Raw genomic sequence first — 25,893 nt, forward strand, 5'->3', positions numbered from 1 at the left:
TCATCCGTGCGGGATAAGTGGTGGGTAAACCTCGTTCGCCGAGGCACCTATTCCGATGCTTCGGCGTACTAACGAATTCTTGACCGTTCCGAAAGAATCTGACTGGACGTCAGGTGGAGGGCCGGTCACGGCGGGGTCAGGGGAGGGACGGGAGACGCCGGAGGGAGGAGCGGCGGGCGCCGGGAGAGGGGAGGGCAGGGGGCCGGGGAGCGGGAGGTGGCCGGGGAGGGAGGCGAGGGTGCCGGGGGAACCGGGAGGGGGGCTGGGCAGGGTGCCGGGAGGAGCGGGGGGTGTGCGGGGAGGCAGGGCAGGGTGCCGGGGGGAGCGGGGCGCGAGACGTAGGTCCGCGGGACCAGGCGGGTCGGCGCGAAATCCCGATGCAAGGGGCACGGGCGGCTTGAGACCATGACATCCATGCTCGAAGCCGCCGGTCTCACCCCGACCGCCCCCCACCGCCCCCCGCCGCCCCCCACCTGGCTCGTCATCGCCCTCGCCTGCGCCGGGCAGTTCCTGGTCGTCCTCGACGTGTCCGTCGTCAACGTCGCCCTGCCCTCGATGCGCACCGACCTGGGACTGAGCGGACCGGGCCTGCAGTGGGTGGTGAACGCCTACGCCATCGCGTTCGCCGGGTTCATGCTGCTCGGCGGCCGGGCCGGCGACCTCTACGGGCGCAAGCGCATGTTCCTGGTCGGGCTCGGCCTGTTCACGCTGGCCTCGCTCGGCGGCGGCCTCGCCCAGGAGGGCTGGCAGCTGCTGCTCGCCCGCGCCGTGCAGGGACTCGGCGCCGCCGTGCTCGCCCCCTCCACCCTGACCCTGCTCACCGCCGCCGTGCCCGAGGGGGCCGCCCGCGCCCGGGCCATAGCCACCTGGACGGCGGTCGGCGCGGGCGGCGGCGCGGCGGGCGGCCTGGTCGGCGGGATCCTCGTGCAGGGCCTGTCGTGGCGGTGGGTGCTGCTGATCAACGTGCCGGTCGGCGCCGTCGTCCTGGCGGCCTCCGCGCGCCGGCTGACGGAGAGCCGGGCCGGCGACCGCAGACGGCTCGACCTGCCGGGCGCCCTGCTGGTCACGGCGGGCCTGGCCACCCTCGCGTACGGCATCTCGCAGACCGAGGCCGAGGGCTGGACCGCCCCGGCCACCCTGGTCCCCCTGCTCGGCGGACTCGCCCTGGTCGCCGCCTTCCTCGCGGTGGAGGCGCGCACCGCCGCCCCGCTGATGCCGCTCGCCCTGCTGCGGGTGCGCTCGGTGGCGTCCGCGAACGCGGCGATGCTCGTCTCCGGCTCGGCGATGTTCTGCATGTGGTTCTTCATGACGCTGTACGCGCAGAACGTCCTCGGCTACTCCCCGCTGGACGCCGGACTCGCCCTCGTCCCCAGCTCGCTGGCCGTCGTCCTCGGCTCCAAGGTCGCGCCGCGCCTGATGCGGGCGGCGGGCGCGCGCAGCGTCGCCGTGCTGGGCACGCTGGTGGCGGCGGCCGGGTTCGGCTGGCAGTCGGCGATGCGGGCGGACGGGGCGTACCTGACGGCGATCATGTTCCCCGGGATCCTGATGATGCTCGGCGCGGGCCTGGCCGGGACACCGCTGGCCGCGCTGGCCACCTCGGGGGCCGCCCCCGGCGACGCCGGACTGGTCTCCGGGCTCATCAACACCTCGCGCACGATGGGCGGTTCGCTCGGCCTCGCCGTCATGTCCACCCTCGCCGCGGCCCGCACCGCCGGACGCACCACACCGGTGGGCCTCACGGAGGGGTACGCCCTGGTCTTCCGCACCGGCACCGCGGTCCTGCTCGCCGGGGCGCTGCTGATGCTGGTGTGGCTCCCGCGCGCGGCACGGAGGGCGCCCTGAGCAGCGGCTGTCCTCGCGGGCCGCTCACCGCGGTTCCGCCGGCCGGGCACAGGGCGGGCCCGGGGACGCGGTGACACGCCGACGAGGGGCCGGCCTCGTGGACGTCAGCCTGAATTCGGCGTGCCCCCGCCGTCAGGTGGTCCCTTCTCCCGCCCGTTCCCCCAGGTCGAGCAGTCCGGTGGCGGCGACATGGAGGGTGCGGCCCAGCCGCTCGGCGAAGTCGACCTTCGTGGAGGCGAGTTCGGGGTCGCGCTGCGCTTCGGCGACGGCCTGCGAGGGATGGGCGAAGGGCCACAGTCCGGCCGTGGACACCACGGTGATGGAGACCAGCTCGCGAGCGGCCGCGGGGCTCAGGGCGGTGATGTGCTCGCGCAGCAGCTCCGCCAGGGCGCCCAGCAACCGGCCGTGGGCCCGCTTGAAGGCGCGCGCCGACTCCGCGGAGATGTTCCGTTCCAGTTCGGAGCCCAGCGAGCTGAGCAGTTCGCACAGCAGGGTCCGGCGGGCCAGGGACCGGGCCAGGGACTCCGTCACGACGCGGGGCGATGCCGTTCCTGCGGCCCCGGCGGACGCCAGTTCGGCGGGCAGCTCCTCGATCCACCGGGCCAGGTCGCGGTTGAGGAGTTCGAAGAAGACCGCCTCCCGGGTCTCGAAGTAGCGCACGACGTTCGTCTTCGACAGTCCGACCCGCCGGCTGAGTTCCCGCAGGCTGATGTCGCTGACGGGCATCTCCGTGAGAAGTTCCGCGGCGGCCGCGAGGATGGTCTGCTTCCGGACCTCGCGCTGTTCGGCGCTGCGGGCGCGCTGGAAACCGGTCGGCCGGTCGTCTGTCATCGTCGCTTCCTCGGGAACTCTCGCGGCTCACCGCTGTGCCGCTCGCGGTAACCCTACGACCTGCCGGTGCCGCCGGGAGGGGCGGCGCCGGGCAGGCCGGCGGTGGGCGCGGGTGCCGGGCCCACCGCCGGGCGTCACACGGATTCGCTCACGTGACGCCACTTGGCGTCCGACGCGGCGAGGGTCTCCGCGGCGAACCGGCCCACCTCGACGGCGTCCTTGCCGAGCAGCAGGTGCAGCGGCGGCTCCTCGGCCTCCACGATGTCCAGCAGGACCTGGGCGACCCGGGCGGGGTCGCCGCTCTGCCTGCCGTCCGAGGCCCGCTGGCGGGCGATGGCGGGTTCGACCACCGGCTTGTAAGGGTCGCTGACGGGCGGGGTGGCCATGGAGGAGCCGGCCCAGTCGGTGCGCATGGCGCCCGGCTCGGCGACGGTCACCTTGACACCGAGAGGGGCGACTTCCTTGGCGAGGACCTCGGAGAAGCCGCCGACCGCCCACTTGGCCGCCTGGTAGGCGCCCAGTCCCGGGCCGCCCACGCGCCCGCCGACGGAGGAGATCTGGATGATGTGCCCGCGGCCCTGCGCACGCAGGACGGGAAGGGCGGCCCGGGTGACGTTCACCACGCCGTAGAGGTTGGCGTCGATCTGGGCGCGGAAGGCCTCGTCGGTCATGTCCTCGATGGCGGCCATGTCGGCGTAACCGGCGTTGTTGACGACCACGTCCAGGCGGCCGAAGGCGTCGACGGCGGCCCGGACGGCCCGGCGGGAGGCTTCGGCGTCGGTCACGTCCAGGGTGACCGGGCGGACCTTGTCACCGTACTCGTCGACGAGGTCGGTCAGGGACGCGGTGCGCCGGGCGGTGGCGACCAGATTGCCGCCGGCCTTGAGGACGGCCTCGGCGACAGCCCGGCCCAGTCCGCGGGAACTGCCGGTGACCAGCCAGGTCCTGCTCATGATGGTGCCTCGATCCTGTGTGTCGGAGGGTGTCTGTCGGAAACGGGGGGAGGGGAGCCCGAAGGCTGGGGGAGAGGGGGCCGGTGTCAGATGAGGCCGGTCGGCCGCCGCGGCGCGGGTCAGCCCGTGGGCGCCGTGCTTGCTCGCGCCGTAGGCGGCGCGGTGGGGCAGACCGCGGTGGCGAACACGCTGGGGATGGTGACGAGGGCACCGCCGCCGGCCGCTCAGCGGGCGGCCGTGGCGGCCGCTGCGGCCGGCCGTCGCGCGGGGTGTTCCGCGCCGGGCGTCACTTCGCGGTCTCGTCCGCAAGCGTGTTGAGGGCCCCGTACCGGCCGCCCTTGATCCGCGCGGGGTCGAACATGTCGCTGAGACGGGCCACGTCGTCGGCGCTGAGCCGGACCGAGGTGGCCGCGAGGTTCGCCCTGATGCGGGCCGGACGTCTGGAGCCGGGGATCGGGACGATGTCGTGGGGCCGCGCCAGCAGCCAGGCGAGAGCGATCTGGCCGGCGGTGCCGCCGGTGCCCGCGGCGAACTCCTCCAGCTCGGCGACCAACTGCCGGTTGTGCTCGAAATTGTCGCCCTGGAACTTGGGCAGCGTGGAGCGGAAGTCGTCCCGGCCGAACTCGGTGCCGGCGGCGAAGGCGCCGGTGAGCATGCCGCGGCCCAGCGGGCTGTAGGGCACCAGCGTGATCCCGAGCCGCCGGCACTCCGGCAGGACTTCGGCCTCGACGCCCCGTTCCCACAGCGAGTACTCGCTCTGCAGGGCGGCGACGGGATGAACCGCGTGGGCCCGCCGCAGGACCTCCGGGGGCACCTCGCTCAGTCCGATCGCACGCACCTTGCCCGCGGCCACCAGTTCGGCCATCGCGCCCACGGTGTCCTCGACGGGGACGGCGGGATCGAGCCGGTGGTAGTAGTACAGATCGATCCGGTCCGTGCCCAGCCGCCGCAGGCTCGCCTCGCAGGCGGCCTTCACGTACTCCGGACGACCGTCGAAGAAGCTGCGGCCCCCCGGACCGGGGCGCGCCGAGAACTTCGTCGCCACGATCGCGCGGTCGCGCCGTCCTCGAAGGGCGCGCCCCAGCAACTCCTCGTTGTGGCCGAACCCGGCGACCGGCCGGCCAGGGGTGGCGCTGCCCGCACCGTAGTAGTCCGAGGTGTCGAACAGCTCCACCCCGAGTTCCATCGCCGTCCGGATGGTGGTGACCGAGGTCTCGGGATCCGCCTCGCCGTAGAACTGCGACATCCCCATGAGCCCGAGCCCGACGGGCCGCACGGAGATGCCGGATCCGCCCAGGGGTGCCCGGGCCGTGTGCGCGGTGCTTTCGATCGACACCTGAACCCACCTTCGCTCGCGCCGTCGTGGCGCGTAAGAGGCCACTGGAACCTTACAAGCCGAAATTAACAGGCCACTGGCCTCTTGTCGAACGCGGGGTGGGGAGTGCTGCCGCGTCCGGTCGCGTGGCCGGGCGGAAGAAGGTGTGAGGGCGTGGGGTGGCGGGCCGAGTCCCGGCCGGGCGCCTGGTGTTCGCCGCTGCCCGTGTCGCGGGCTGGAGGGCGGCCGGTGTGCGGTGCCGTCCCGGTCGCTGCCCGGGCCGGGTCCTGCCCGGCGCCCCCACGGTCCGTAGGTCCAGACCCACTCGGTGATTGGGCGGCGGGTGCTGTTCCCGGTCGGGGCGCCGGATCACCGGGGCAGGGCGCGGACCGTCTCGGCCATGTGTGCCCGGCCGTCCCGGTCGGGGGGTGCCGGCCCCTCTCGGACGGGTGCCGGTCCGTCTCGGTCGGGGGTCGGGGTGCCGGGTCGTCTCGGTCAGGGCGCCGGGGCGGCGTCTTGAGGGCCGGACGGGCGGGTGCGCGTGGTCAGTGCGACAGGAGCGCCGTCGACGCCTGGGCTTGGAGCCATGCCGTCGCCTGGGGAGAGGGCCAGCCCATTTCCCTCATGGTGCTCCAGGCGGAGATGCCGAAGTAGAACCACATGATGTCGCGCGTCTGTCGGCGCGTCAGTTCGGCGCGCACCTCGCCGAGGTCGAAGAGCCGGTCGGCGATGACGTCCAGGACGCCTCGGTAATGCCTGATCTTGTATTCGGCGGCGCCGGCCACGTCGGCGTCGGAGTTGCGGGCGTCCAGCAGCACCGTGAGCGTCTTGGCGTGCCGCTCGATCACCTCGCAGGTGCCCGTGGCCGTCAGCCGCAGGATCTCGTGACCGTCGCCGGCCGCCAGCACCCGCTGCCGGGTCAGCTCCGCCTGCTCGTCGTCGGCGCTGTCCGCGGCCAGGGCCAGGATCAGGGCGGGCTTGCCGCCGATGCTGGCGTACACCGTGTTCAGCGCGACGTCGGCCTCCGCGGCGATGGTGGCGAGGCTCACCCGGCCGTATCCCCGCTCGGCGAAGAGATCCCTGGCCGTCTCGAGGATCGCCCTGCGGGTCTGCTCGGCGTTCTGGGCGCGGAGCCGGGAGGTGTACGCGCGCGGGCTCATGGGAGAGATCGTACCCAGCCGGGTTCGCCGCAACGCGAAGCTATTGAGTGTATGTTCCTTACTATGAAATCGGCGACGACACCGCGGTGCGGGTGGCGTGGCAGCCGGTGCCCCTCCGACAGGAAGCGGAAGATCATGAGAACCAGACTGGCCGTGCTCGCCTGCGCCGTCACAGCCGTGGCGGCGACCGCCGGCCCGGCCCTCGCTCAGCCCTCCGCCCCGGAGGCGACCCGTGCGGCGAACGGTCCTCGCATAGCCGCCCACTTCGACCTGCCGCACGGCCAGACGCCGGAGAACATCGCACTGGCACCCGACGGCACAGCTGTCGTCACCTTCGCCGCCGCCCGCCAGGTGGCCGCCGTCGGCCCGCGGGGCGTCACACGGATCCTGGCCACCCTTCCCGCGCCCGCCGATGGCGGGGCGCACACCCCGAGGCTCGGCTTCGCCCTGACCGCGGGCGTCGTCCGGGCCCAGGACGGAACGCTGTACTTCCTCTACGCCAGCGGCACCGCGGACCTGACCGGCCTGTGGCGACTGCGTCCGGGCCAGGCCCCGCACCGCATCGCGGCACTCCCCGCTGACGGACTCCCGAACGGGCTGGTGCTGGACGAGCGCCACGACCGGCTCTACATGGCCGACTCCGCGCTGGGGAAGATCTACACCGTGCCCACCACGGGCGGTACGCCCACCACCTGGTCCGCCGCTCCCGAACTCGCCCCGACCGGCTTCCTGGGCGTCAACGGCCTGAAGATCCACCAGGGCGCGCTGTGGGCGACCAACCTGGACCGGGGCACCGTGGTGCGCATCCCGTTCGGCCCGGGGGGCCGGCCCGGACCCGTCAGGATCACGGCCAGGGGGCTGGCCGGCATCGACGACTTCGCCTTCACCGGCCGGGGGGACGAGATCCTGGCCGCTCTCGACGGCCCCAACGAAGTCGTGCGCGTCCAGCCGGACGGCACCTCCACGACCGTGCTCACCGGCGCGGACGGCCTCCAGAACCCGACCTCCGTCGCGGTGCGCCGGAACGTCGCCTACATACCCAGTGCCGCCTACACCACCGCCCGCGACCCCAACCTCCTGATCGCTCCCGTGGCGGGACCCGAGGGCGGCGCCGGGCACACCCCCGACCACCGTCGGCCGCAGTAGAAAGAGGGGCCGGCGCGGCGGAGACAGATACCGTCCAGGCCCTCGGAGCGGTCCCCGACAGGACTTCGGCGGGCCGGCGGCATGATCCCCCACCGCCACCGCGCCGCCCCCGCACCGGCCCGCACAGAGCACCCCGCCCCCGTCGATAAACCCCACCTGACCTGGGCTTTCCGGTCGTCCGTCGCTACTGTCGCGGTACCGGAACGGGCCCGGCGGAGGGCCCGGTGAGAGGGGGAGCCCGCATGGGCCAGGACACGGACCGGGGCACGGAGCGGAGCGCGAACGGAGACGGGGGCGCGGACCGGAGCGCGGACGGGGGCGTGGACCGGAGCGCGGACGGGGGCGTGGACCGTGACATCCGTACCGTGGACGACGTACTCCGGCTGCTGGACGGGCTGTTCGCGCCGGACGCCGACCGGTGGTCGGACGGCGCGGCCGGCTGGTGGGACGGCTTCTACGCCGACCGGACGCGGCCGGTGCCGTTCTTCGCCGCCCGGCCGGACGAGAACCTGGTGGAGTGGCTCGACTCCGGGCTGATCGACGGCCGGCGTGCGCTGGACCTCGGGTGCGGGCCGGGCCGCAACGCCCTGCACCTCGCGGCGCGCGGTTTCGAGGTCGACGCCGTGGACCTGTCGCCGGCCGCCGTGGCGTGGGCGCGGGAACGGGCCCGGGAGGCCGGCGCCGAGGTGCGGTTCCTGTGCGGGGACGCCTTCGCGGCGGCCGGCGACCGTCTCACCGGGCCGTACGACCTGGTCTACGACTCCGGCTGCTTCCACCATCTGCCGCCCCACCGCAGGATCAGCTACCTCGCCCTGCTGGAGCGGGTCCTCGCCCCCGGCGGCCGGTTCGCCCTCACCTGCTTCGCCGCCGGCGCCATGGGCAGCGAGCTGCCCGACGCCGAGCTGTACCGCACCTCCCGGCTGCACGGCGGGCTCGCCTACACCCCCGCGTCGCTGCGCCGGATCTTCTCGGGGCTGCGGGAGGTGGAACTGCGCCGGATGCGCGACGAGCCGGACGGATCGCCGTGCTTCGGGGAGGACTTCCTGTGGACGGCACTGTTCCGGAACGAGCCCGCGAACGACGGGACCTGACCTCCCGCTCCCTCTACAGCCACCCCTGCTGCCGGGCCTCGCGCATCGCCTCCATGCGGTTGCGGGTGCCGGTCTTGCCGATGGCCGAGGACAGGTAGTTGCGGACGGTGGACTCCGACAGGTGCAGCTTCGCGGCGATGTCGGCGACCGTCGCCCCGTCCACGGACGCCTTCAGCACGTCGCACTCACGGGCCGTCAGCGGGTTCGGACCGGCGCTCAGCGCGGCGGCGGCGAGGGCCGGGTCGACCACCGTCTCGCCCGTCAGCACCCGGCGGATCGCGGCGGCCAGCTCCTCCACCGGCCCGTCCTTGACCAGGAACCCCGCCGCGCCCGCATCCATCGCCCGGCGCAGGTAGCCGGGCCTGCCGAAGGTGGTCAGGATGAGCACCCGGCAGTACGGCGCCTGCTCCCGCAGCTCGGCGGCGGCGTCCAGACCGCTCATGCCCGGCAGTTCGATGTCCAGCAGGGCCACGTCGGGCCGGTGGGCCAGCACGGCGTCCACGATGGCGTCCCCCGCCGCCACCTGGGCGACGACCTCGATGTCCTGCTCCATGCCGAGCAGCAGGGCGAGCGCGCCCCGCATCATCCCCTGGTCCTCGGCGAGCAGGACGCGGACGGACTTGGCGGGCCGGTGGTCCCGGGGCATCTCGTTCACGGACCAAGGGTAGGGAGTCGCGGCGGCGCCCGCCGGGGGAGTGCGGGGGTACGGGCAGAGCGGGGGAAGCGCATCGGGGCGGCCGCCCGGGAACGCGCCGGTGCACGGGGCTGCCGGCGCCCAGGCGCCGACCGCTCTCGCCGGCGACCGCCGTACGTCGCTCGCCGGGCACCGGCGGCGGCGGTTCAGCGGCCCGCCGCGCTTCCGCCTCCGGGATCGGCACTCGCGGCGTCCATGCTGCTCGGGGCCGTTCATGCTGCTTCCCGCACTTGCGGACTCGCGGCGTCTACGCTGCTCCCCGCGCCCCCCGCTCGCGGCGTTCACCTGCTCGCGGCGCTCGCCGCACCACCCGCGCTCGTGCTGCTCCCCGCCCTCGTGCTGCTCCCCGTGCCCCCCGCGCTCCCCCCGCTCCCTGCGCTCGTCGCGGCGGCCAGGGCCGCGGCCGTCAGTTCCTCCGTGTTCGTCGGGAGCCGCGCGGTGACCGTGAAGCCGCCGCGCGGTGACGGGCCCGCGTCGAGCGAGCCGCCCGCCGCCGCGAGGCGTTCGGTCAGGCCCTTCAGGCCGGTCCCGCCGATGCCCGGCACGGCCGGCTGGACCACGGCCGGCACGCCGTTCCCGTCGTCCGCGACCGTGAGGCGGACGTGCTCGGCCCCTCCGGTGACACTGATCTCGCAGCGGTCCGCGCCGCTGTGACGGACCGCGTTCGTCACCGCCTCGCGCACCACCCAGCCCAGCAGCGCCTCCGACTGCGGTGTCAGCGGCGGCCCCGAGCGGCGGACGACGGGCTCGATGCCGGCGGCGCTCAGCGCCGAACGCGCCCGGTCCAGCTCCGTGCTCAGGCTGCCCTCGCGGTAGCCGGTGACCGCCTCACGGATCTCGGTGAGCGCCTGCCTGCCGACCGACTCGATGTCGGCCACCTGCGTCAGCGCGGCGTCCATGTCCCGGGGAGCCAGGCGCCGGGCCGCCTCCGACTTCACGACGATCACCGACAGGGTGTGGCCCAGCAGGTCGTGCAGGTCGCGGGAGAACCGCAGCCGCTCCTCCTCCACCGCCCGCCGGGCCAGTTCCTCACGGGCCGCCCGCAGCTCCCGTACGGCCTCGCTCAGGCTCAGGATCGCGGCGGTCACCATGGTCGACAGGAACGTGGCGTAGGCGATGTTGATGCCGTCCCAGCCCTCGTGGAAGGCGGCGACGCAGCCGGAGAAGACGGCCAGCGCCATACCGGAGCGCCCCAGCCACGGGCCCCGCAGGATCGCGCCGGTCGCCAGCCCGAACAGCGGGAAGAACAGCAGCCAGTTGCCGCCGTAACCGAGCCCCAGCGCGGTGGTGACCACGCCCATCAGCGCCAGCGCCGTCCGCGTCGCCGTCGCCGCCCGCCGCTTCCTGTCGAAGGCGTTGAAGACGACGTAGATGTAGAGCGAGTTGAAGGCGAGCAGGCCCAGGCCGCCTATCCACGGGTTCGGGGTCTCGCCCTGGAAGATGTTGGAGAGCGAGCCCAGCCCCATCAGCAGCCAGGGCAGCAGGGCGAAACCGGAGGGCGGCGGCCCCGGGTTCTCGGGCACCTGCCCCGCCTTCTGCGCGGCCCGCCACTCGGCCTTGAGGTGTTCCTTGTTCGCCTTCCAGTGCCGCTGCGCCTCCCGCGCCTCGCGGACGGCCTCCCGCCACGACCGCGCGTGGCAGGAGATACTGCGCCTCCAGCTCATGTTCCGTTCCCCCCGAGTGTCAGACGGTTCCCGCGTTGCGGCGGTACGACAGCACAGCGTACGAACCGAACGCCACGAGCCGGCCCGTCAGCACGAGGACGGCCCCCGCGGCCGGGGTGTGCCCCTCGGTGACCGCGACCCCGAGCTGGGCGAACCGGCTCGTGGGCGTGTACGCCGACACCGAGCGCAGCCAGTGCGGGAAGAGGCCGGCCGGGAACCACAGGCCGCCGAGCGCCGCGAGCCCCAGGTCGCACACCAGGTTGGCCACGGCGGTGGTCCGCGGGGTCAGCCCGTAGCCGTTGCCGAGGCCCAGCAGCGTGAACGGGACCGAGCCCAGCGTCTCGCCCCGCACGGTGTCGAGGTCGATACCGTCGACGGCACGTACCGCCCCGCAGGCCTTGGCCGTCCCCCGGAAGGACACGGCACTTCGTGTCTGTGTCATGACAGCGACGCTACGGATCCGGGCGGGGCGTACGGCAGATCCGCATGTACGGAGTCGGACGGGACGTCCGCACCACGCCGGGCAGGACAAATGTCCCGGGCAGGCCGGGCAGGATCGATGCCCCGGGCAGGCTGGGCAGGATCGATGCCCTGGCCGCGCCGGCGGCCGGGCCGCCGGGAACTTCACGGGCCGCGAGCGCCGGGTGTACAGAGGGCGCATGCCCATCGACGCAGCCCGTGCCCTCGCGGCCGGACCCCGCACCCGTGAGATCTCCTGGACGCCCCGGGACGTGCAGCTCTACCACCTCGGCCTCGGCGCGGGCGTCCCCGCGACCGACCCCGGCGAACTGCGCTACACCCTGGAGACCCGGCTGCACGTCCTGCCCAGCTTCGCCACCGTCGCCGGCGGCGGGGCACCCGGCGTGATCGGCGCCCTGTCCGTGCCCGGCGTCGACGTCGGCCTCGCCCGGGTGCTGCACGGCGGTCAGGCGCTGACCGTCCACCGCCCGCTCCCCGCCGCGGGCACCGCCACCGCCACCAGTGAGATCACCGCCGTCTACGACAAGGGGACGGCGGGCGTCCTCGTCCTGCGCACCGAGGCCGCCGACCCCGAGGGGCCGCTGTGGACCGAGGAAGCGCGGATCTTCGTACGCGGAGAGGGCGGCTGGGGCGGCGACCGAGGGCCCTCCGCCCGGCTCGGCGCGCCCTGCGGTGAGCCGACGCGCACCGTGCGCCGCCCGGTGCGCGAGGACCAGGCCCTGCTGTACCGGCTGACCGGCGACGACAACCCGCTGCATGCCGACCCCGGCTTCGCGCGGGCCGCCGGGTTCGACCGTCCGATCCTGCACGGCCTGTGCACCTACGGCATGACCCTCAAGGCGGTCGTCGACACGCTGCTCGGCGGTGACGTGACCCGGGTGCGCTCCTTCACCACGCGCTTCGCCGGGGTCGTGTACCCGGGCGAGACCCTGCGCGTCCGCATGTGGCAGGGGCCGCAGGGGCGGGAGCAGGGGCACGGACACGAGCAGGGGCGGGAGCGGGGCGGTGTGGTGCGGGTGGCGGTGAGCGCGGTCGAGCGGGACGACGCGGCCGTACTGGCCGACACGGTCGTCGAGTACGGCTGAGCCCGGCCGGGGGCCCCACCCGTGGCCCCCGGCGCACCGGAGGCCACGCGTGGGGCCCCCGGTGCGCCGGGCCGGCGGCACCCGTCTCTCAAGTGTGTGCGCCGGGCCGGGACGCGGAACGGCCCCGTCCTCCTCCCGGGAGGACGGGGCCGCGTCTCGCTCTCCGTGCCGTCAGGCCGCCATTTCGGTCTGCCCGTCGCCCGTCTTGCGGTGCCGGCCGCTGGGGGCCGTCTCGCCGTCTCGGGAGGAGACCGGGCCGCGGTGCTTGCCGTGGCCCTCCGCCTCCTGGACATCGGTCGTCAGCGGCTGGGTCTTGCTGGCGTCGCTCATCGGAAAGAACTCACCCCGTCAACATCATCTTTCGTACAGCCGGGCGAGTTTAACCGGCACACCTCGGGCGAAATCCAGGCGGACGCGCCAACCGGCACGACTTCGTTACCTGGCCGCCATGCGCCCCGTGACCGGCCCTGTCATCCGCCCTGTGAGCGCGGCCTGTTGCAGGGTTACGGGCCGGGGAACGACGGGTGACGGAGGCTCCTGTTCCGGGAGCGGGAGGGGTTCGGAGGACGGCGGGAGGGGGCCGGCGGCGGGGGCTGCGGCCGGGGGGAGCGGACCGGCGGCCCGCTGGTCCGCCGCCTCCGGAACCGGACTCTGCGCGTGCGCACTCCCGGCGGGCGGCGCGTGGGTGTGCGGGGCCTGTGTGTGCGGGATCTGTGTGTTCGGGGTCTGTGCGAGCGCCGCTTGTGCGAGCGCCGCTTGTGCGAGCGCCGCTTGTGCGGGCGCAGCTTGTGTGGTCCGGCTCTGTGGGTGGTTCGGAGTCCGTGCGTGCGCAGTCCCCGTGCCCGGCGTCCGGGCGTCGGGGGCCTGCGCACTCCGCGCACTCCCGGTCCCGTGCGAACCGTCCCGCGGCTCGTCGTCCGGTGCGCCCGCGGGGGCCGGGAGCGACGGGTTCAAGGACTCCGGCACCGGCAGCGTGGGGGCCGGGAGCGACGGGTTCAAGGACGTCGGGTCCGGCAGCGTCGGGGCCGGGACGGCCGACGTCCGGCGCACCGGTACCCACCGCGCCCCCCGGATCACCGGGGACGGCCGGCGAGCCGCCGGGAGCGGCATCGGGAGCGGAGCCGGAAGCGGCGCCGGAAGGGGGGCGAGGCCCGTGGGCCCGGTCGCCGGCGCGCCGGACGGCACCCCGGGCGGAAGGGCCGCGGGAAGGGCCGTCCACGCGTCCGGCGCCTGACTTCCCGGCGCGGTCCAGCGCGCCACCCCGCACGGCACCGCGCTCGTACTGAACGGCAGCCGCAGCGTGCCCTCGGCCGTCCACACCCCGGCGCCGGCCAGCCACCCCTCGGGCGCGGGGACATGCCGCACCCTCCGCTCCGCGGGCCGCCACACCCCGACCCAGCTGCCGAACGGTCCGTCGCAGCGCAGCGCCACCGCGCAGTGCTCCGGGGTCAGCACCTGCCCCGGCTGGATCGCGAACGGCGTGACCGTGCAGTCGGGCACCCGCAGGCACTGCGGGAACCGCACCGGCAGGGTGCTGCCGAGCACGCCCCAGCCCAGCCGGTACCGCCCGGGGGAGGGCGCGTCCGAGCGGATCAGCAGCAGTCCGCTGTCGGGGTCGGCCAGCAGCAGCCGGTCGTCGCTGTGCGGCGCGATCTGGAGCAGCGGGGTCACCTCGCCGCCGCCCCCCAGATCGACCACGACCGTCTTGGTGCGCCCGGCCGCCCGCCGGTCCAGGGCGAGCATCCGCCCGGCCCGGTCCAGCCAGACCCCGCCCGAGCAGTGGCCCGGCACCTCGGCCACCATCTCCGGCCCGAAGGTGCCGCCGGCCACCAGCCACACCGCCGAGGACCGCGGCCCCACCGCGAGCGCGTACGCCCGCTCGCCGCCGGGAGCACAGGGCAGCAGCCGCATCCCGGTCTGTTCCGGGCACTCGACCGCGCCCAGGGGCAGTTCGCCGGTGCCGGGGCCGGTCGGGTACAGCAGCGAGAAGGTGTGGCGGCCTGCCACCAGGCGCCGGATGAGGACCCGGCCGTCGCCCATCGGCTGCACCTCGGTGCCCGGTTCCTCGGGCTGGTCGGCCGGCAGCGGCACGGCGTACGGCTCGGGGCCGTCCAGCGTCCAGCGTTCCGGGTACCAGGAGTCGCCGCTGCGGGCGAGCCGTGCGGCGTAGGCGCCGTCCGCCGTGATCGCGCAGCCCGCCGCGGGTCTGGCGCCGTCCTCGCCGACCGCCGACGGCGGTGGGGCGCCCTCCTGTTCGTGTGCTGCCGAGGGCCCCGGAGAGGCACAGACTGTCATCGCTCGGTCACCTCCTGTGAGGACGCTAGTTTTCGTACGCACAGGCGGAGGACCGGCGGGCGGGCGCTTCACACATACGGGTGGCCAAGGAACGATTCGCCTGAGAAAAGCGGAACGTTTGTGCTGGAGAAGTACGAATCCTCTGTGCGACCGATCCCGGCGCCGGTCCGACCCCGGCCGCGGCTTCTGTCCGACCTGGGCCGCGGCTCCGGTCCGGCCCCGCCTCCTGTTCCGGTCCGGCCCCGCCTCCTGCTCCGGTGTGACCCGGGCCGCGGCTCCGGTCCGGCCCCCGGCCCCGGTGTGATCCCGCGCCGGCCGCGCACCGGGCCCCGGACCGGACCCGGGTGGTCCCAGGCCGAACCCGGCGAGTCCGGGACCGGACCGGGAGGAGACCCGGACGGGACCTGGGCGGGACCCGGGTGGCGCGAGGCGTCCCCTCCGGGGCGGGCGCCGGGCGGGACCCGACAGGAGTCCCGGGCCGGGGCGGTCCCCTCCGGGGCGGGTGGCGCCGGTTCAGCCGCGCCGAACACCCAGGTAGCCTTGCACCCGTGCCCCGTCTGTCTGAAGTCATCACCGCGCTGGAGACCCTGTGGCCCCCCGAGCGGGCCGAGTCCTGGGACGCGGTCGGCACCGTCGCGGGCGACCCCGGCCAGGAGGTCGGCCGGGTCCTGTTCGCCGTCGACCCGGTCCAGGAGATCGTCGACGAGGCGGTGAAGCTGGGCGCCGACCTGCTCGTCACCCACCACCCGCTCTACCTGCGCGGTACGACGACCGTGGCGGCCTCCACCTTCAAGGGCCGGGTCGTGCACACCCTCATCAAGAGCGACATCGCCCTGCACGTCGCCCACACCAACGCGGACACCGCCGACCCGGGCGTCAGCGACGCGCTCGCCGGAGCGCTGGACCTCAGAGTCGTACGGCCCCTCGTCCCGGACCCGAGCGACCCGGAGGGCCGCCGGGGCCTCGGCCGCGTCTGCGAACTCGACCACCCGCTGACCGTGCGCGAGCTGGCCGCCCGCGCCGCCGAGCGGCTGCCCGCGACCGCGCAGGGCATCCGTGTCGCCGGCGACCCCGATGCGGTCGTCCGCACGGTCGCCGTCAGCGGCGGCTCCGGCGACAGCCTCTTCGACCACGTACGGGCGGCGGGCGCGGACGCCTTCCTCACCGCGGACCTGCGCCACCACCCGGCCTCGGAGGCCCGCGCCCACAGTCCTCTCGCGCTGCTCGACGCGGCGCACTGGGCCACCGAGTGGCCCTGGTGCGAGCTGGCCGCAGCCCAGCTCGACGAGATCTCCGACCGGCACGGATGGGGCCTGCGCGTCCACGTCTCCAAGACGGTCACCGACCCCTGGACCGCCCACGCGGCGTCCACCACCACCGACGAACCCATGGGAGCCCCCAACTGAACGCCGCGCCCGCCGACCAGATCCGACTCCTCGACGTCCAGGCCCTCGACGTCCGCCTGCAGCAGCTCGCGCACAAGCGGAGGTCGCTGCCCGAGCACGCCGAGATCGAGACGCTGACCAAGGACCTCACGCAGCTGCGCGACCTGCTCGTGGCCGCGCAGACCGAGGAGAGCGACTGCGCCCGCGAGCAGACCAAGGCCGAGCAGGACGTGGACCAGGTGCGCACCCGCGCCGCCCGCGACCAGCAGCGCCTGGACTCCGGTGCGGTCACCTCGCCCAAGGACCTCGCCGGCCTCCAGCACGAGATCGCCTCGCTCGCCAAGCGCCAGGGCGACCTGGAGGACGTCGTCCTGGAGGTCATGGAGCGCCGCGAGTCCGCGCAGGAGCGCGTCGCCGAGCTGACCGAGCGCGTCGGCTCCGTCCAGGCGAAGGCCGACGACGCCGTCGCCCGCCGTGACGCCGCCTTCGAGGAGCTGGACGGCGAGGCCGCCACCGTGACGAAGGAGCGCGAGGTCGTCGCCGCCTCCGTCCCGGCGGACCTGCTGAAGCTCTACGACAAGCTGCGCGAGCAGCAGGGCGGCATCGGCGCGGCCAAGCTGTACCAGCGCACCTGCCAGGGCTGCCGCCAGGAGCTGGCCATCACGGAGCTGAACGAGGTCCGCGCCGCCGCCCCCGACACGGTCGTCCGCTGCGAGAACTGCCGCCGCATCCTGGTGCGCACCGCCGAGTCCGGCCTCTAGAGGCGCAAGGGGCCGCTGGCGTGCGGGAGTCGGACGGGCGGGAGTCGGGCGTGCGGGAGTTCGTCGTGGAGGCCGACGGCGGGTCACGGGGCAACCCCGGGCCCGCGGGCTACGGTGCGGTGGTGCTCGACGCGGTGACGGGTCAGGTGCTGGCGGAGACCGCCGGGTACCTGGGCACCGTCACCAACAACGTCGCCGAGTACCGGGGCCTGCTGGCCGGCCTGCGCGCCGCGCACGCCCTGGACCCGGCGGCGACGGTGCACGTGCGCATGGACTCCAAGCTCGTCGTCGAGCAGATGTCCGGCCGCTGGCAGATCAAGCACCCGGACCTGCGCCCGCTCGCCACCGAGGCGGCCCGGGTGTTCCCGGCCGGGCGGGTCGACTACGAGTGGATCCCGCGCGAGCGCAACAAGCACGCCGACCGCCTCGCCAACGAGGCGATGGACGCGGGCGCCCGGGGCGAGCAGTGGTCGCCGCCGGCGTCACCGTCGCCGTCGACGGCGGAACCGGACGCCGGGGCCCGCGCAACCGAGGCACCCGCCCTCACAGGCACCGCACCGGCGACGCCCCCGGCCGTCAGCGGGACCGCACCGACGACGCCCCCGGCCGCCACCGCGCGGGACGCCGTGGCGGACCGCGCCAAGGCACCGGATACGCCGACCGCACCGGCCGCCCCCGGAACGACCCCGTCCGGAACGACCCCCTCCGGAACGGCCCCCTCCGGCGCCGCCGCCGACCCGCGGGCGGCTGCCGCTGCCGGTGCGGAGTCCGGTACCGACGCTGACGCCGCCCAACCCCCTGTCGCCGCCGACGCGCAGACCACCGCCGGCGCCGGGGCGAAGGCTGTCGGGGACGTGCGGGCCGCTCGGGCGGTCGCCGGTGCGGAGGCCGCCCGGCCCGTCGCCGCGCCCGGGTGGGCACCGGCCGACCTCGGGGCGCCCGCCACGCTCGTGCTGCTGCGGCACGGGGAGACCCCGCTGACCCCGCAGAAGCGGTTCTCCGGAAGCGGCGGCAGCGATCCGTCGCTCTCCGCCATCGGCCGCGAGCAGGCGGAGAAAGCGGCGGTCGCGCTCGCCCGGCGCGGCACGATCCAGGCCGTCGTCTCCTCCCCGCTGGCCCGTACCCGCGAGACGGCGGCGATCGTCGCCGCCCGTCTCGGCCTGCCGGTGACGGTCGACGACGGGCTGCGCGAGACCGACTTCGGGGCCTGGGAGGGGCTCACCTTCGGCGAGGTGCGCGAACGCCACCCCGAGGACCTGAACGCCTGGCTGGCCTCCCCGGACGCCGAACCGACCGGCGGCGGCGAGAGCTTCGTGACGACCGCCGTCCGGATCGCCGCGGCCCGCGACCGCCTGGTCGCGGCGCACGCCGGCCGCACCGTCCTGGTCGTCACCCATGTGACGCCGATCAAGACGTTCGTACGCCTGGCCCTCGGGGCCCCGCCGGAGTCCCTGTTCCGGATGGAGCTCTCGGCGGCCTCCCTGTCGGCGGTGGCGTACTACGCGGACGGCAACGCGAGCGTCCGGCTCCTCAACGACACGTCCCACCTGCGCTGAGCCGGGCCGCCTCGCGGGCCAGCCGTTCGACCCGGGCCCAGTCGCGGTCGGCGAGCGCGTCCGCCGGGACCATCCAGCTGCCGCCGACACAGCCGACGTTGGGCAGGGCGAGGTAGTCGGGAGCGGTGCCGGGACCGATGCCGCCGGTCGGGCAGAACCGCGCCCCGGGGAGCGGACCGGCCAGCGACTTGAGGTAGGCCGTGCCGCCCGCCGCCTGGGCCGGGAAGAACTTCATCTCGCGCACCCCGCGCTCCAGCAGCGCCACGACCTCCGAGGCGGTCGACACCCCGGGCAGGTACGGCAGCCCGGACGCGGCCATGGCCGACAGCAGGGTGTCCGTCCAGCCGGGGCTGACCAGGAAGCGCGCGCCCGCGTCAGCGCACCGGGTCACCTGCGCGGGCGTGACGACCGTACCGGCGCCCACCACCGCGTCCGGCACCTCGGCGGCCATGGCCCGGATGCCGTCCAGCGCGGCCGGTGTCCGCAGGGTCACCTCGATCGCGGGCAGCCCCCCGGCGACCAGCGCCCGGGCGAGGGGCACCGCGTCGGCGGGGTCGTCCAGCACGACGACGGGCAGAACGGGGGCGAGGTCCAGTACGGAGGCAGGCAGAGATGCGGGCATGGCGCCATCCTGCCGGGCCCGAACAACATGCGCAAAGCCCGTTGCGCATGCTGCAACAGTTGGAATTGGGGGTAGGTCGTCGGCGCCTGGTGACGTCCGCAGGGCTCGGGCGGTCTGTCCGTCGACGCTCCGGCGACGGTGGGACGGCCGAGAACGGGCCGGCGCTTCGAGGGGCGTCAGTGCACCTCGGTCACCAGCACGTCCAGGGACCAGGGCCGTCCCGCCGCCGTGGGAGCCTGCGCCTCCACCTCGTACCCGAGGTCGCGCAGCGCCTCCACCAGCTCGGCGGGACCCTGCGGGACGGCCCCGGCCGACAGCAGGCTCCGGACGATCCGGCCCTTGGTGGCCTTGTTGAAGTGGCTGACGACCTTCCGGGTGGGCGCGTGCAGCACCCGTACGGTCGCCGTCCGCTCCGCGACCTCCCCCTTCGGCTTCCACGCGGCGGCGTACGCGGCGGAGCGCAGGTCGAGCACCAGCCCGCTCCCGGCCGCCTCGGGCAGTACCGAGGCCATCGGCGCGCGCCAGTGCGCGCCCAGCGCGCCGAGTCCGGGCAGCTTCACCCCCATCGAGCAGCGGTAGGAGGGGATCCGGTCGGTCACCCGGACCGCGCCCCACAGCCCCGAGAAGACCAGCAGCGACCGGGCCGCGCGCCGCTTGGCCGCGGTGTCGAGGGAGGCCAGGCCGAGGGCGTCGTAGAGCACACCGGTGTAGATCTCCCCGGCGGGCCGGGTCCCCGCCGTGCGCAGTCCGGCGTTCTTGGCGACCTCGCCGCGCAGCCCCTCGCTCAGTCCGAGCACCTCGCGCGCCTTGTCGTTCCGCGCGGGGTCGAGGTCACCGGAACACAGGCCGACCAGCTCGTCGAGCACGGCCGTTCGGGCCTCGGTCAGCCCGGGCAGCGACAGCGACTCCAGGCGCAGCGGGGCGCCCCGGCCGGAGGCGGCCTTGCCTTCGGAGGGCGGCAGCAGGACGAGCACGGGTTCTCCTTCGGGTAGGGCTCCCGGCCAGCGTACGGGCAGGGCGCGGCGCCTTCGGGCGCGGGCGGCCGGGCGGTCCGTCAGCCCCGGCCGGGGGCGGCCACCAGCCGGTCCGGTTCGCCGGCGTGGAAGCGGACGACGCGGACCGGGCGCCGGCGGCCGGGGAAGCGTGTGGCGCCGTGACCGTGGGAACGCCGCCCGGCCTCCCGGGAGCAGCCCCGGTGGATGGTGGTGCCGCACGGTCCGCGTGGCGACGCTGACGTCCGCGGCGAGTTCTCCGCTCCGCATGAGAGCGGTGCGGACGTTGACGTCGCGACAAGGCCGGACGCGGACGGCAGGGCCGCCTGACCACCGTTGCGGCGCCCCGGACGGCGGAGCGGCGACCGGCCCCCGTCGCGCCCGGTATCATGGTCGGCACGGCAGACGAGCCGGGCGGACGGCCGCGTGAAGTTCCCGTCAGGGAACCTCCCGAGGAACGTCCGGGCTCCACAGGGCAGGGTGGTGGCTAACGGCCACCCGGGGTGACCCGCGGGACAGTGCCACAGAAAGCAGACCGCCGGACGCTTCGGCGCCCGGTAAGGGTGAAACGGTGGTGTAAGAGACCACCAGTGCCCAAGGTGACTTGGGCAGCTAGGTAAACCCCACCCGGAGCAAGGTCAAGAGGAGCGCCCTGAAAAGCGCTCTGCGCGGACGTTCGAGGGCTGCCCGCCCGAGTCCGCGGGTAGACCGCACGAGGCCGGCGGCAACGTCGGCCCTAGATGGATGGCCGTCACCGGAGGGCCCGCGAGGACCCCCGGTACAGAACCCGGCGTACAGCCCGACTCGTCTGCCCCACGCTCATGGGACCCTGCCGGCCGTCGCCGCCCCAGGGAGCGGTGCGACGAAGCTCGCGCCGAGGGCGACTCGGGCTCCGGCTCAGGGAGTGCGGGGCGAGATCCAGGCCTCGTCGCTCCGGTGACGGTCCAGGCCTACGGCCTCGAACTCGTCCTCGCCGAGAGTGCGCACCGCACCGAGCCGCCGCAGCGCCTGCGAGACCGGGCTGACCGTACGGGAGAAGCGTCTCTTCGCAGGCTTGTCCGTGGGGCCCCACACCAGTGCTCCGTCCGCCCACACGGCGGCTCGTTGCTCGCCGACGCCCCCGAAGTACTCGGCCTCGCAATAGGCGACCGGCCCTGCGGCGGACCACTGGGCGAGCAGCTCCTCGAGGCCCGGGGGCAGCCGCCGGAATTCCGGACCCCCCTCGGAGCTGCCGTCCGTGACCGAGTCGAAAAGCTCATCCGTGATCGGCAGCAGGGACAGGCCCTGGCGGAGACGCGCCACTCGGGCGCCGGGAATGTCCGCCGACGCGTCACGGAGCAATGCCTCGTCCGCGATCACTGCGTGCAGTTCGTACCCCACCCGGATCCTTTCACCGGTCGGTCGCTGATCGGTTCATCGAGGGCTGCCACGTCATGCCTGACCTGCCCGAGGAGACCCCGTCCCGGCGTCCTGTTCCCCTGCCCCGGCTCCCGTCGGTCCGGCCGGGCCCAGCGACCGTTCCCTGACCCTCGTCAGGTGGTGGGCGAAGACCTCGCCGGCGTCCGGGGTGAGGGTGCGCAGGGCCACCATGGCCGTGATCACCACGTCGCACAGTTCCGCCTCGACGTCCTGCCAGGTGTGCGTGGTGCCCTTGCGCGGGTTCTGGCCGGTCGCGCCGATGACCGCCTGGGCGGCCTCGCCGACCTCCTCGGAGAGTTTCAGCATGCGCAGGAGGAGCGTCTCGCGGGAGTCGTGCGCGCGGTGGCCGTCGAGCCAGGCCCACAGGGCGTCGATGGTCGCCCAGGGCTCGGCGGCGGGGTGATCCGGGTCGGTCATGGGCGCAGCATCCCACGGTCCCGGAACGGACGGTCTCGGAACGGACGGTCCGGGCACACACAGGCCCGGCACACACAGTCCCGGACCGGACAGTCCTGGACCGGACAGTCCCGGACCGGACAACCCCCGCACGGACCGTCCGGGTGCGGATGGCCCAGTACGGCGGAACCGCGGCGGCGGCTACCCCTCGTCCTCGAACAGGGCCTCCTGCCGGCCCTCCTTCTCCCGGCGCAGGTGCCGGACGCGGACGCCCAGGACCACCGCCGTGCCCGCGGCCGTCGCCGCGATGGCCGCCGGCACCATCCAGCCGCGGTTGACCGCGTGGCCGAGGGCGTGGTCCAGGGAGAGCCGGCCGGGGCCGGTGATCGCGAGGCCGGTGGCGGTGAGGCCCAGCGAGGCGGCGTACTCGTAGCCGCCGCTCTGGGCGAAGAAGCCGCTCGGTGCGTGCACCGCCGCCGCGCCCGCCATCGCACCGGCCGCCGCCGCGCCCGCCGCCGGGGTCGCCAGGCCCAGCGCCAGCAGGAGACCGCCGCCCGCCTCCGCCGCTCCCGCCGCCATGGCGCTCGCCTTGCCCGGGCGGTAGCCGACGGACTCCATGAACCGGCCGGTCCCCTCCAGGCCGGCCCCGCCGAACCAGCCCAGCAGTTTCTGCGCCCCGTGCGCGGCCAGGACGCCCCCGGTCCCCAGCCGGAGCAGCAGCAGACCGAGATCACGGCGGTCGTAACAGGTCACGGCGACTCCTCGGGAGAACCGGCAACACCGGTGAACACCCTGCCACCGGCCGGGCCAGCCGGCGCGTCCTGCGTGCCGTTCGGGTGGCCGGGTGCCGTGAGCGGTGTGACGCCGGCCGGCAGGACGATTCAGACCGCCGAGCCCAGCGACCCGGCCGTCCGCGCCTTCGTCACCGCCTCAACGCCCATGGCCGCGAGGGGTCCCCGCACCTCCTGGCGCCCGGCGCGACCCTGTCGGACGACGGCCGCGACCGCGATCTCGCCGAGTGGATCGAGCGGGAGATCTTCTCCCCGCACGGCCACCTGGAGGTCGACAACGAGTCCCGCGGCGGCCGCGCCTTCCCCGCCCGCTACCGCAACGTACCTGGGGCGAGATGCGCACCCGGTGGTCCTTCGCCGGCACCGGCGACGGACGGATCGCGCGGTTCGAGACCGGGCAGCCTGACCGGCCGGGAGCGGACACCGCGCGGAAGCCTTGCCTTCGGGTGCGCTTCAACTCCTAACGTCCCCAGGCATGGAGACCACCAGCAGCACCGATTTCCCCTCCACGGGAACCACCGGCTCTTCCTCCGCGGGGGCCGCCGCCTCGGCCGCCCCGGACGCACCCGGCACCCCCGGCTCCGCGGAGTCCACCGCCTTCACCGGTACCAGGACGCTCGGCCGCAGCGGCATCGAGGTCAGCGCGCTCGGGTTCGGCTGCTGGGCCGTCGGCGGGGAGTGGCAGACCCCGGACGGACAGCCCCTGGGCTGGGGGAAGGTCGACGACGAGGAGTCCGTGCGGGCGATCCACCGGGCCCTCGACCTCGGGGTCACCTTCTTCGACACCGCCGACGCCTACGGCTGCGGGCACAGCGAGCGGCTGCTCGGGCGGGCCCTGGGCCGGCGCCGGGACGAGGTCGTCGTCGCCACCAAGTGGGGCAACCTCTTCGACGAACGGACCCGGACCGCGGACGGCCAGGACGCCACCCCGGCGTACGCCCGGCGCGCGCTCACCGCCTCCCTCGCCCGGCTGGGCACCGACCACATCGACCTGTACCAGTTGCACATCTCCGACGCCGACCCCGAGGCCGCCGCGGAACTCCGCGACGCCTGCGAGGAGTTCGTGCGCGAGGGGCTGATCCGCGCGTACGCCTGGAGCACCGACGACCCCGGCCGTGCCGCCCTCTTCGCCCAGGGGCCGCACTGCACGGCCGTCCAGCACGCGCTCAACGTGCTCCAGGACGCGCCCGCGGTGCTCGCCCTCTGCGAGGAGGCGGGGCTGGCGAGCGTCAACCGCAGTCCGCTCGCCATGGGCCTGCTCACGGGCAAGCACACCGGCGGAGCGCCCCTGGAGGCGGGGGACATCCGCAGCCGCCCGCCCGTCTGGCTGCCCGGCTTCCGGGCCGGTGCGGGCGCCGATCCGGCGTGGCTGGCGCGGGTGGAGGCGGTGCGGGAGGTGCTGACCGGCGGCGGCCGTACGCTTGCCCAGGGCGCCCTCGCCTGGCTGTGGGCGCGCAGCCCGCGGACCGTGCCGATCCCGGGCTTCCGCTCGGTGGCCCAGGCCGAGGACAACGCGGGCGCCCTCGCGAAGGGCCCGCTCACCGCGGAGCAGCTCGCGGAGGTCGAACGACTCCTCGGAAGATGAGGCCGCGCCGCCACACCCCGGGCAGCGGGAAGAGGGCGTGCGGAAGGGGCGTACGGAAGGGGCGTGCGTGAGACGGCGCGCCGGGGCGGTACAGGAGAGCGCGGGGAGCGCGGGGGAGCGCGGCGGCGGAAAACAGCGTGCGGAGGAAGCGTGAGGGCGCGGTGTGGGGCGTGCGACCGGGTGAGCGACACGAGTGACACGACATCCCTCCTTCGGTGATCTTTTGATCAGCCTTTGAAGACCCGTCGTGCACCGGCCCGCTCTCCCTTTGTACGGTCCCGGGGTGCGCGATTCCTCTCCGTCCCCCCGGCCCGCCTCCCCGTCCGCCCCGCCGCTGCCGGCGTCCGCGCCGTCCCGGCGCTCCCTGCTCGCCGCCCTGGCCGCCGCGGCCCCGGTGACCGTGGCGGCGGGCGGCAGGGCCTCGGCCGCCACCCCCGCCGCTCCTGCCGCGCCCGCGGTCCCGGCTGCGCCCACCACCGTCATCGGCGGCGAGCGGCTGGCCCGTGCCGGGGTGCAGGTCCGGGGGGTGAGCGGCCTGCCCGGCAGACTCTCCGCCCGGGCCTGGCTCGTCGCCGACTGGGCGACCGGTGAGGTACTGGCCTCCTACCGCGCCCACCAGCGTCTCGCACCGGCGTCCACGCTGAAGATGCTCTTCGCCGACACCGTGCTGAAGAAGTTCGACCGCACCGAGCGGCACACCGTCACCGCCGCCGAACTGGCCGACATCCCCGCGGGTTCCAGCCTCGTCGGCATCCAGGCCGGGACCACGTACACCGTCGAGCAGTTGTGGCAGGGCGTGTTCCTGCGCTCGGGCAACGACGCGGTGCACGTGCTCGCGCACATGAACGGCGGGGTCGCCCGCACGGTCGCCGAGATGCAGGCCAGGGCGGAGGACCTGCAGGCCCTGGACACGCACGTGGTCAGCCCGGACGGGTTCGACCACCCGGGCCAGATCTCCTCGGCCTACGACCTGACGCTGTTCGCCCGGCACGGGCTGCGCAACGCCGACTTCCGCGGATACTGCGGCACCCGCACCGCGGACTTCCCGGCCGGCGGGAAGAAGACGTTCCAGATCCAGAACACCGACCGCCTGCTGACCGGTGCGTGGGGCCTGAAGCCGTACGAGGGGATGATCGGGGTGAAGAACGGTTACACCAGCCACGCCGGGAACACCTTCACCGGGGCCGCGGTCCGCGGTGGCCGCACCCTGCTCGCCACCGTGATGCACCCCGGGGTCGGCAGCAACGCCGTCTACGAGGAGACCGCCGCCCTGCTCGACTGGGGCTTCGCGCAGGGCGGTTCGGCGCGGGCCGTGGGCACGCTGGTCGAACCGCTGAGCGAGGGCGGCGCGAAGGCGGGCGGCGCGCCCGGCACCAGGGCGGCGGCGGGTTCCGGTGCGGGGGCGGCGGGGCCCCCGGCCGACGGCGGGCCCTCGGCCTGGCGGCTGCTGGAGGGGGCGGGAGGCACGGCCGCACTGCTCGCCGGCGGGGTGTGGGCGTTGCGCAGACGCCGCGCGGCGGCGCGGGCGGCGGACACGGGCGGCCGTCACCGGCGGTGAGAGGCCGGGCGTCATCGCTGTCGAGGCGTCGAGGGCCCAGGACGTGATCTGCACAACCGGAATCGACAATTCCGTGCCGTCCGGGCCGGTGGACGGCATATGCTCGACATCTCTTCACCAGAGCTTCACAGTTGGGGCATCGGGCGTCCGCCGCCGCGGCCGTCCGCCGCCCCCGTCGGCCACATCCAGGGGAGGGGATGCGGCAGCCGTTCCACCGCACCGGCTGGGGGTGGACCCCGCGCGGGACGCGGGATGCGCACCGGCGCGTGGAA

General features: G+C 74.9%; 22 protein-coding genes, 1 other RNA gene and 2 pseudogenes. 11 read left to right on the top strand and 14 right to left on the bottom strand.

Annotation, left to right across the window (positions count from 1 at the left end; genetic code table 11):
• The first annotated feature begins 414 nt into the window (after positions 1 to 414).
• Positions 415 to 1,842, top strand: coding sequence for a DHA2 family efflux MFS transporter permease subunit (locus AC6I72_RS22430; RefSeq protein WP_498002950.1), 1,428 nt, complete (start codon positions 415 to 417; stop codon positions 1,840 to 1,842).
• A gap of 132 nt (positions 1,843 to 1,974) precedes the next feature.
• Here AC6I72_RS22430 and AC6I72_RS22435 read toward each other — a convergent pair whose 3' ends face one another.
• The 4 genes from AC6I72_RS22435 to AC6I72_RS22450 all read right to left on the bottom strand — a co-directional run bounded on the left by AC6I72_RS22435 (position 1,975) and on the right by AC6I72_RS22450 (position 6,101).
• Positions 1,975 to 2,673 (bottom strand): TetR/AcrR family transcriptional regulator, encoded by a 699-nt coding sequence (locus AC6I72_RS22435; RefSeq protein ID WP_498002952.1) that lies wholly within the window; start codon positions 2,671 to 2,673, stop codon positions 1,975 to 1,977.
• Between the two features lie 134 nt (positions 2,674 to 2,807).
• On the bottom strand, positions 2,808 to 3,626 hold the full coding sequence (locus AC6I72_RS22440; RefSeq protein ID WP_498002954.1) for an SDR family NAD(P)-dependent oxidoreductase: 819 nt from the start codon (positions 3,624 to 3,626) through the stop codon (positions 2,808 to 2,810).
• 286 nt (positions 3,627 to 3,912) lie between these two features.
• Positions 3,913 to 4,962, bottom strand: coding sequence for an aldo/keto reductase (locus tag AC6I72_RS22445; RefSeq protein WP_498002956.1), 1,050 nt, complete (start codon positions 4,960 to 4,962; stop codon positions 3,913 to 3,915).
• Between the two features lie 524 nt (positions 4,963 to 5,486).
• Positions 5,487 to 6,101, bottom strand: coding sequence for a TetR/AcrR family transcriptional regulator (locus tag AC6I72_RS22450; protein ID WP_498002957.1), 615 nt, complete (start codon positions 6,099 to 6,101; stop codon positions 5,487 to 5,489).
• 135 nt (positions 6,102 to 6,236) lie between these two features.
• On the opposite strand from AC6I72_RS22450, the gene AC6I72_RS22455 reads away from it, so the two are divergent.
• Positions 6,237 to 7,247, top strand: coding sequence for a hypothetical protein (locus tag AC6I72_RS22455; RefSeq protein ID WP_498002959.1), 1,011 nt, complete (start codon positions 6,237 to 6,239; stop codon positions 7,245 to 7,247).
• Between the two features lie 344 nt (positions 7,248 to 7,591).
• Positions 7,592 to 8,338: a class I SAM-dependent methyltransferase gene (locus AC6I72_RS22460; protein ID WP_498004785.1), complete on the top strand. Its 747-nt coding sequence runs from the start codon at positions 7,592 to 7,594 to the stop codon at positions 8,336 to 8,338.
• Positions 8,339 to 8,351: 13 nt separating this feature from the next.
• On the opposite strand, the gene AC6I72_RS22465 is transcribed toward AC6I72_RS22460, so the two are convergent.
• From AC6I72_RS22465 to AC6I72_RS22475, 3 genes and pseudogenes are all read right to left on the bottom strand, one after another.
• Positions 8,352 to 8,984 carry a response regulator gene (locus AC6I72_RS22465; RefSeq protein ID WP_498004786.1) on the bottom strand — a complete coding sequence of 211 codons (633 nt, stop codon included), beginning with the start codon at positions 8,982 to 8,984 and terminating at the stop codon, positions 8,352 to 8,354.
• Positions 8,985 to 9,313: 329 nt separating this feature from the next.
• Positions 9,314 to 10,696 carry a sensor histidine kinase gene (locus AC6I72_RS22470; RefSeq protein WP_498002961.1) on the bottom strand — a complete coding sequence of 461 codons (1,383 nt, stop codon included), beginning with the start codon at positions 10,694 to 10,696 and terminating at the stop codon, positions 9,314 to 9,316.
• A gap of 19 nt (positions 10,697 to 10,715) precedes the next feature.
• Positions 10,716 to 11,033, bottom strand: a pseudogene (locus AC6I72_RS22475) (ABC transporter permease); the annotation flags it as partial.
• Between the two features lie 322 nt (positions 11,034 to 11,355).
• On the opposite strand from AC6I72_RS22475, the gene AC6I72_RS22480 reads away from it, so the two are divergent.
• Positions 11,356 to 12,261: a MaoC/PaaZ C-terminal domain-containing protein gene (locus AC6I72_RS22480; RefSeq protein ID WP_498002962.1), complete on the top strand. Its 906-nt coding sequence runs from the start codon at positions 11,356 to 11,358 to the stop codon at positions 12,259 to 12,261.
• 171 nt (positions 12,262 to 12,432) lie between these two features.
• Here the strand turns inward: AC6I72_RS22480 and AC6I72_RS22485 are convergent, their stop codons facing one another.
• Together AC6I72_RS22485 and AC6I72_RS22490 are read right to left on the bottom strand one after the other, a co-directional pair.
• A complete protein-coding gene (locus AC6I72_RS22485; RefSeq protein WP_366723265.1) occupies positions 12,433 to 12,591 on the bottom strand; it encodes a hypothetical protein in 159 nt (52 codons plus the stop codon).
• A 105-nt stretch (positions 12,592 to 12,696) separates the two neighbouring features.
• Complete coding sequence (locus AC6I72_RS22490) at positions 12,697 to 14,556, bottom strand: hypothetical protein (RefSeq protein WP_498002964.1); 1,860 nt, start codon at positions 14,554 to 14,556, stop codon at positions 12,697 to 12,699.
• A gap of 548 nt (positions 14,557 to 15,104) precedes the next feature.
• On the opposite strand from AC6I72_RS22490, the gene AC6I72_RS22495 reads away from it, so the two are divergent.
• Genes AC6I72_RS22495 through AC6I72_RS22505 form a run of 3 tightly spaced genes read left to right on the top strand, consistent with a single transcriptional unit; the run spans position 15,105 to position 18,258 of the window.
• Entirely contained in the window at positions 15,105 to 15,962 is an 858-nt protein-coding gene (locus AC6I72_RS22495; RefSeq protein WP_498002965.1) for a Nif3-like dinuclear metal center hexameric protein, read from the top strand.
• Positions 15,959 to 16,702 carry a zinc ribbon domain-containing protein gene (locus AC6I72_RS22500; RefSeq protein ID WP_498004787.1) on the top strand — a complete coding sequence of 248 codons (744 nt, stop codon included), beginning with the start codon at positions 15,959 to 15,961 and terminating at the stop codon, positions 16,700 to 16,702. The genes AC6I72_RS22495 and AC6I72_RS22500 overlap by 4 nt, the downstream gene beginning before the upstream one ends.
• 50 nt (positions 16,703 to 16,752) lie before the next feature.
• Positions 16,753 to 18,258, top strand: a complete 1,506-nt coding sequence (locus AC6I72_RS22505; protein WP_498004788.1) for a bifunctional RNase H/acid phosphatase — start codon at positions 16,753 to 16,755, stop codon at positions 18,256 to 18,258.
• Here the strand turns inward: AC6I72_RS22505 and AC6I72_RS22510 are convergent.
• Together AC6I72_RS22510 and yaaA are read right to left on the bottom strand one after the other, a co-directional pair.
• On the bottom strand, positions 18,233 to 18,880 hold the full coding sequence (locus AC6I72_RS22510; RefSeq protein WP_498002966.1) for a bifunctional 4-hydroxy-2-oxoglutarate aldolase/2-dehydro-3-deoxy-phosphogluconate aldolase: 648 nt from the start codon (positions 18,878 to 18,880) through the stop codon (positions 18,233 to 18,235). The genes AC6I72_RS22505 and AC6I72_RS22510 overlap by 26 nt on opposite strands.
• A 176-nt stretch (positions 18,881 to 19,056) precedes the next feature.
• Positions 19,057 to 19,854 carry a peroxide stress protein YaaA gene (gene yaaA, locus AC6I72_RS22515; protein WP_498002967.1) on the bottom strand — a complete coding sequence of 266 codons (798 nt, stop codon included), beginning with the start codon at positions 19,852 to 19,854 and terminating at the stop codon, positions 19,057 to 19,059.
• Positions 19,855 to 20,278: 424 nt separating this feature from the next.
• On the opposite strand from yaaA, the gene rnpB reads away from it, so the two are divergent.
• Positions 20,279 to 20,683: RNase P RNA component class A (gene rnpB, locus AC6I72_RS22520), an RNA gene on the top strand.
• A gap of 86 nt (positions 20,684 to 20,769) precedes the next feature.
• Here the strand turns inward: rnpB and AC6I72_RS22525 are convergent.
• From AC6I72_RS22525 to AC6I72_RS22535, 3 genes are all read right to left on the bottom strand, one after another.
• Entirely contained in the window at positions 20,770 to 21,252 is a 483-nt protein-coding gene (locus AC6I72_RS22525) for a hypothetical protein (protein ID WP_498002968.1), read from the bottom strand.
• A 51-nt stretch (positions 21,253 to 21,303) separates the two neighbouring features.
• Positions 21,304 to 21,708: a MazG-like family protein gene (locus AC6I72_RS22530; RefSeq protein WP_498002970.1), complete on the bottom strand. Its 405-nt coding sequence runs from the start codon at positions 21,706 to 21,708 to the stop codon at positions 21,304 to 21,306.
• Between the two features lie 180 nt (positions 21,709 to 21,888).
• Positions 21,889 to 22,440, bottom strand: coding sequence for a DoxX family protein (locus AC6I72_RS22535; protein WP_498002972.1), 552 nt, complete (start codon positions 22,438 to 22,440; stop codon positions 21,889 to 21,891).
• Positions 22,441 to 22,545: 105 nt separating this feature from the next.
• Between AC6I72_RS22535 and AC6I72_RS22540 the strand changes: the two are divergent.
• The 3 genes and pseudogenes from AC6I72_RS22540 (at position 22,546) to AC6I72_RS22550 (ending at position 25,621) form a co-directional block, all read left to right on the top strand.
• Positions 22,546 to 22,942: pseudogene (locus tag AC6I72_RS22540) on the top strand (nuclear transport factor 2 family protein).
• Between the two features lie 11 nt (positions 22,943 to 22,953).
• Positions 22,954 to 24,063, top strand: coding sequence for an aldo/keto reductase (locus tag AC6I72_RS22545; RefSeq protein ID WP_498002974.1), 1,110 nt, complete (start codon positions 22,954 to 22,956; stop codon positions 24,061 to 24,063).
• 334 nt (positions 24,064 to 24,397) lie between these two features.
• Positions 24,398 to 25,621: a D-alanyl-D-alanine carboxypeptidase family protein gene (locus AC6I72_RS22550; protein WP_498004789.1), complete on the top strand. Its 1,224-nt coding sequence runs from the start codon at positions 24,398 to 24,400 to the stop codon at positions 25,619 to 25,621.
• Positions 25,622 to 25,893 lie beyond the last annotated feature (272 nt).

The organism is Streptomyces sp. Xyl84 (assembly GCF_059731885.1).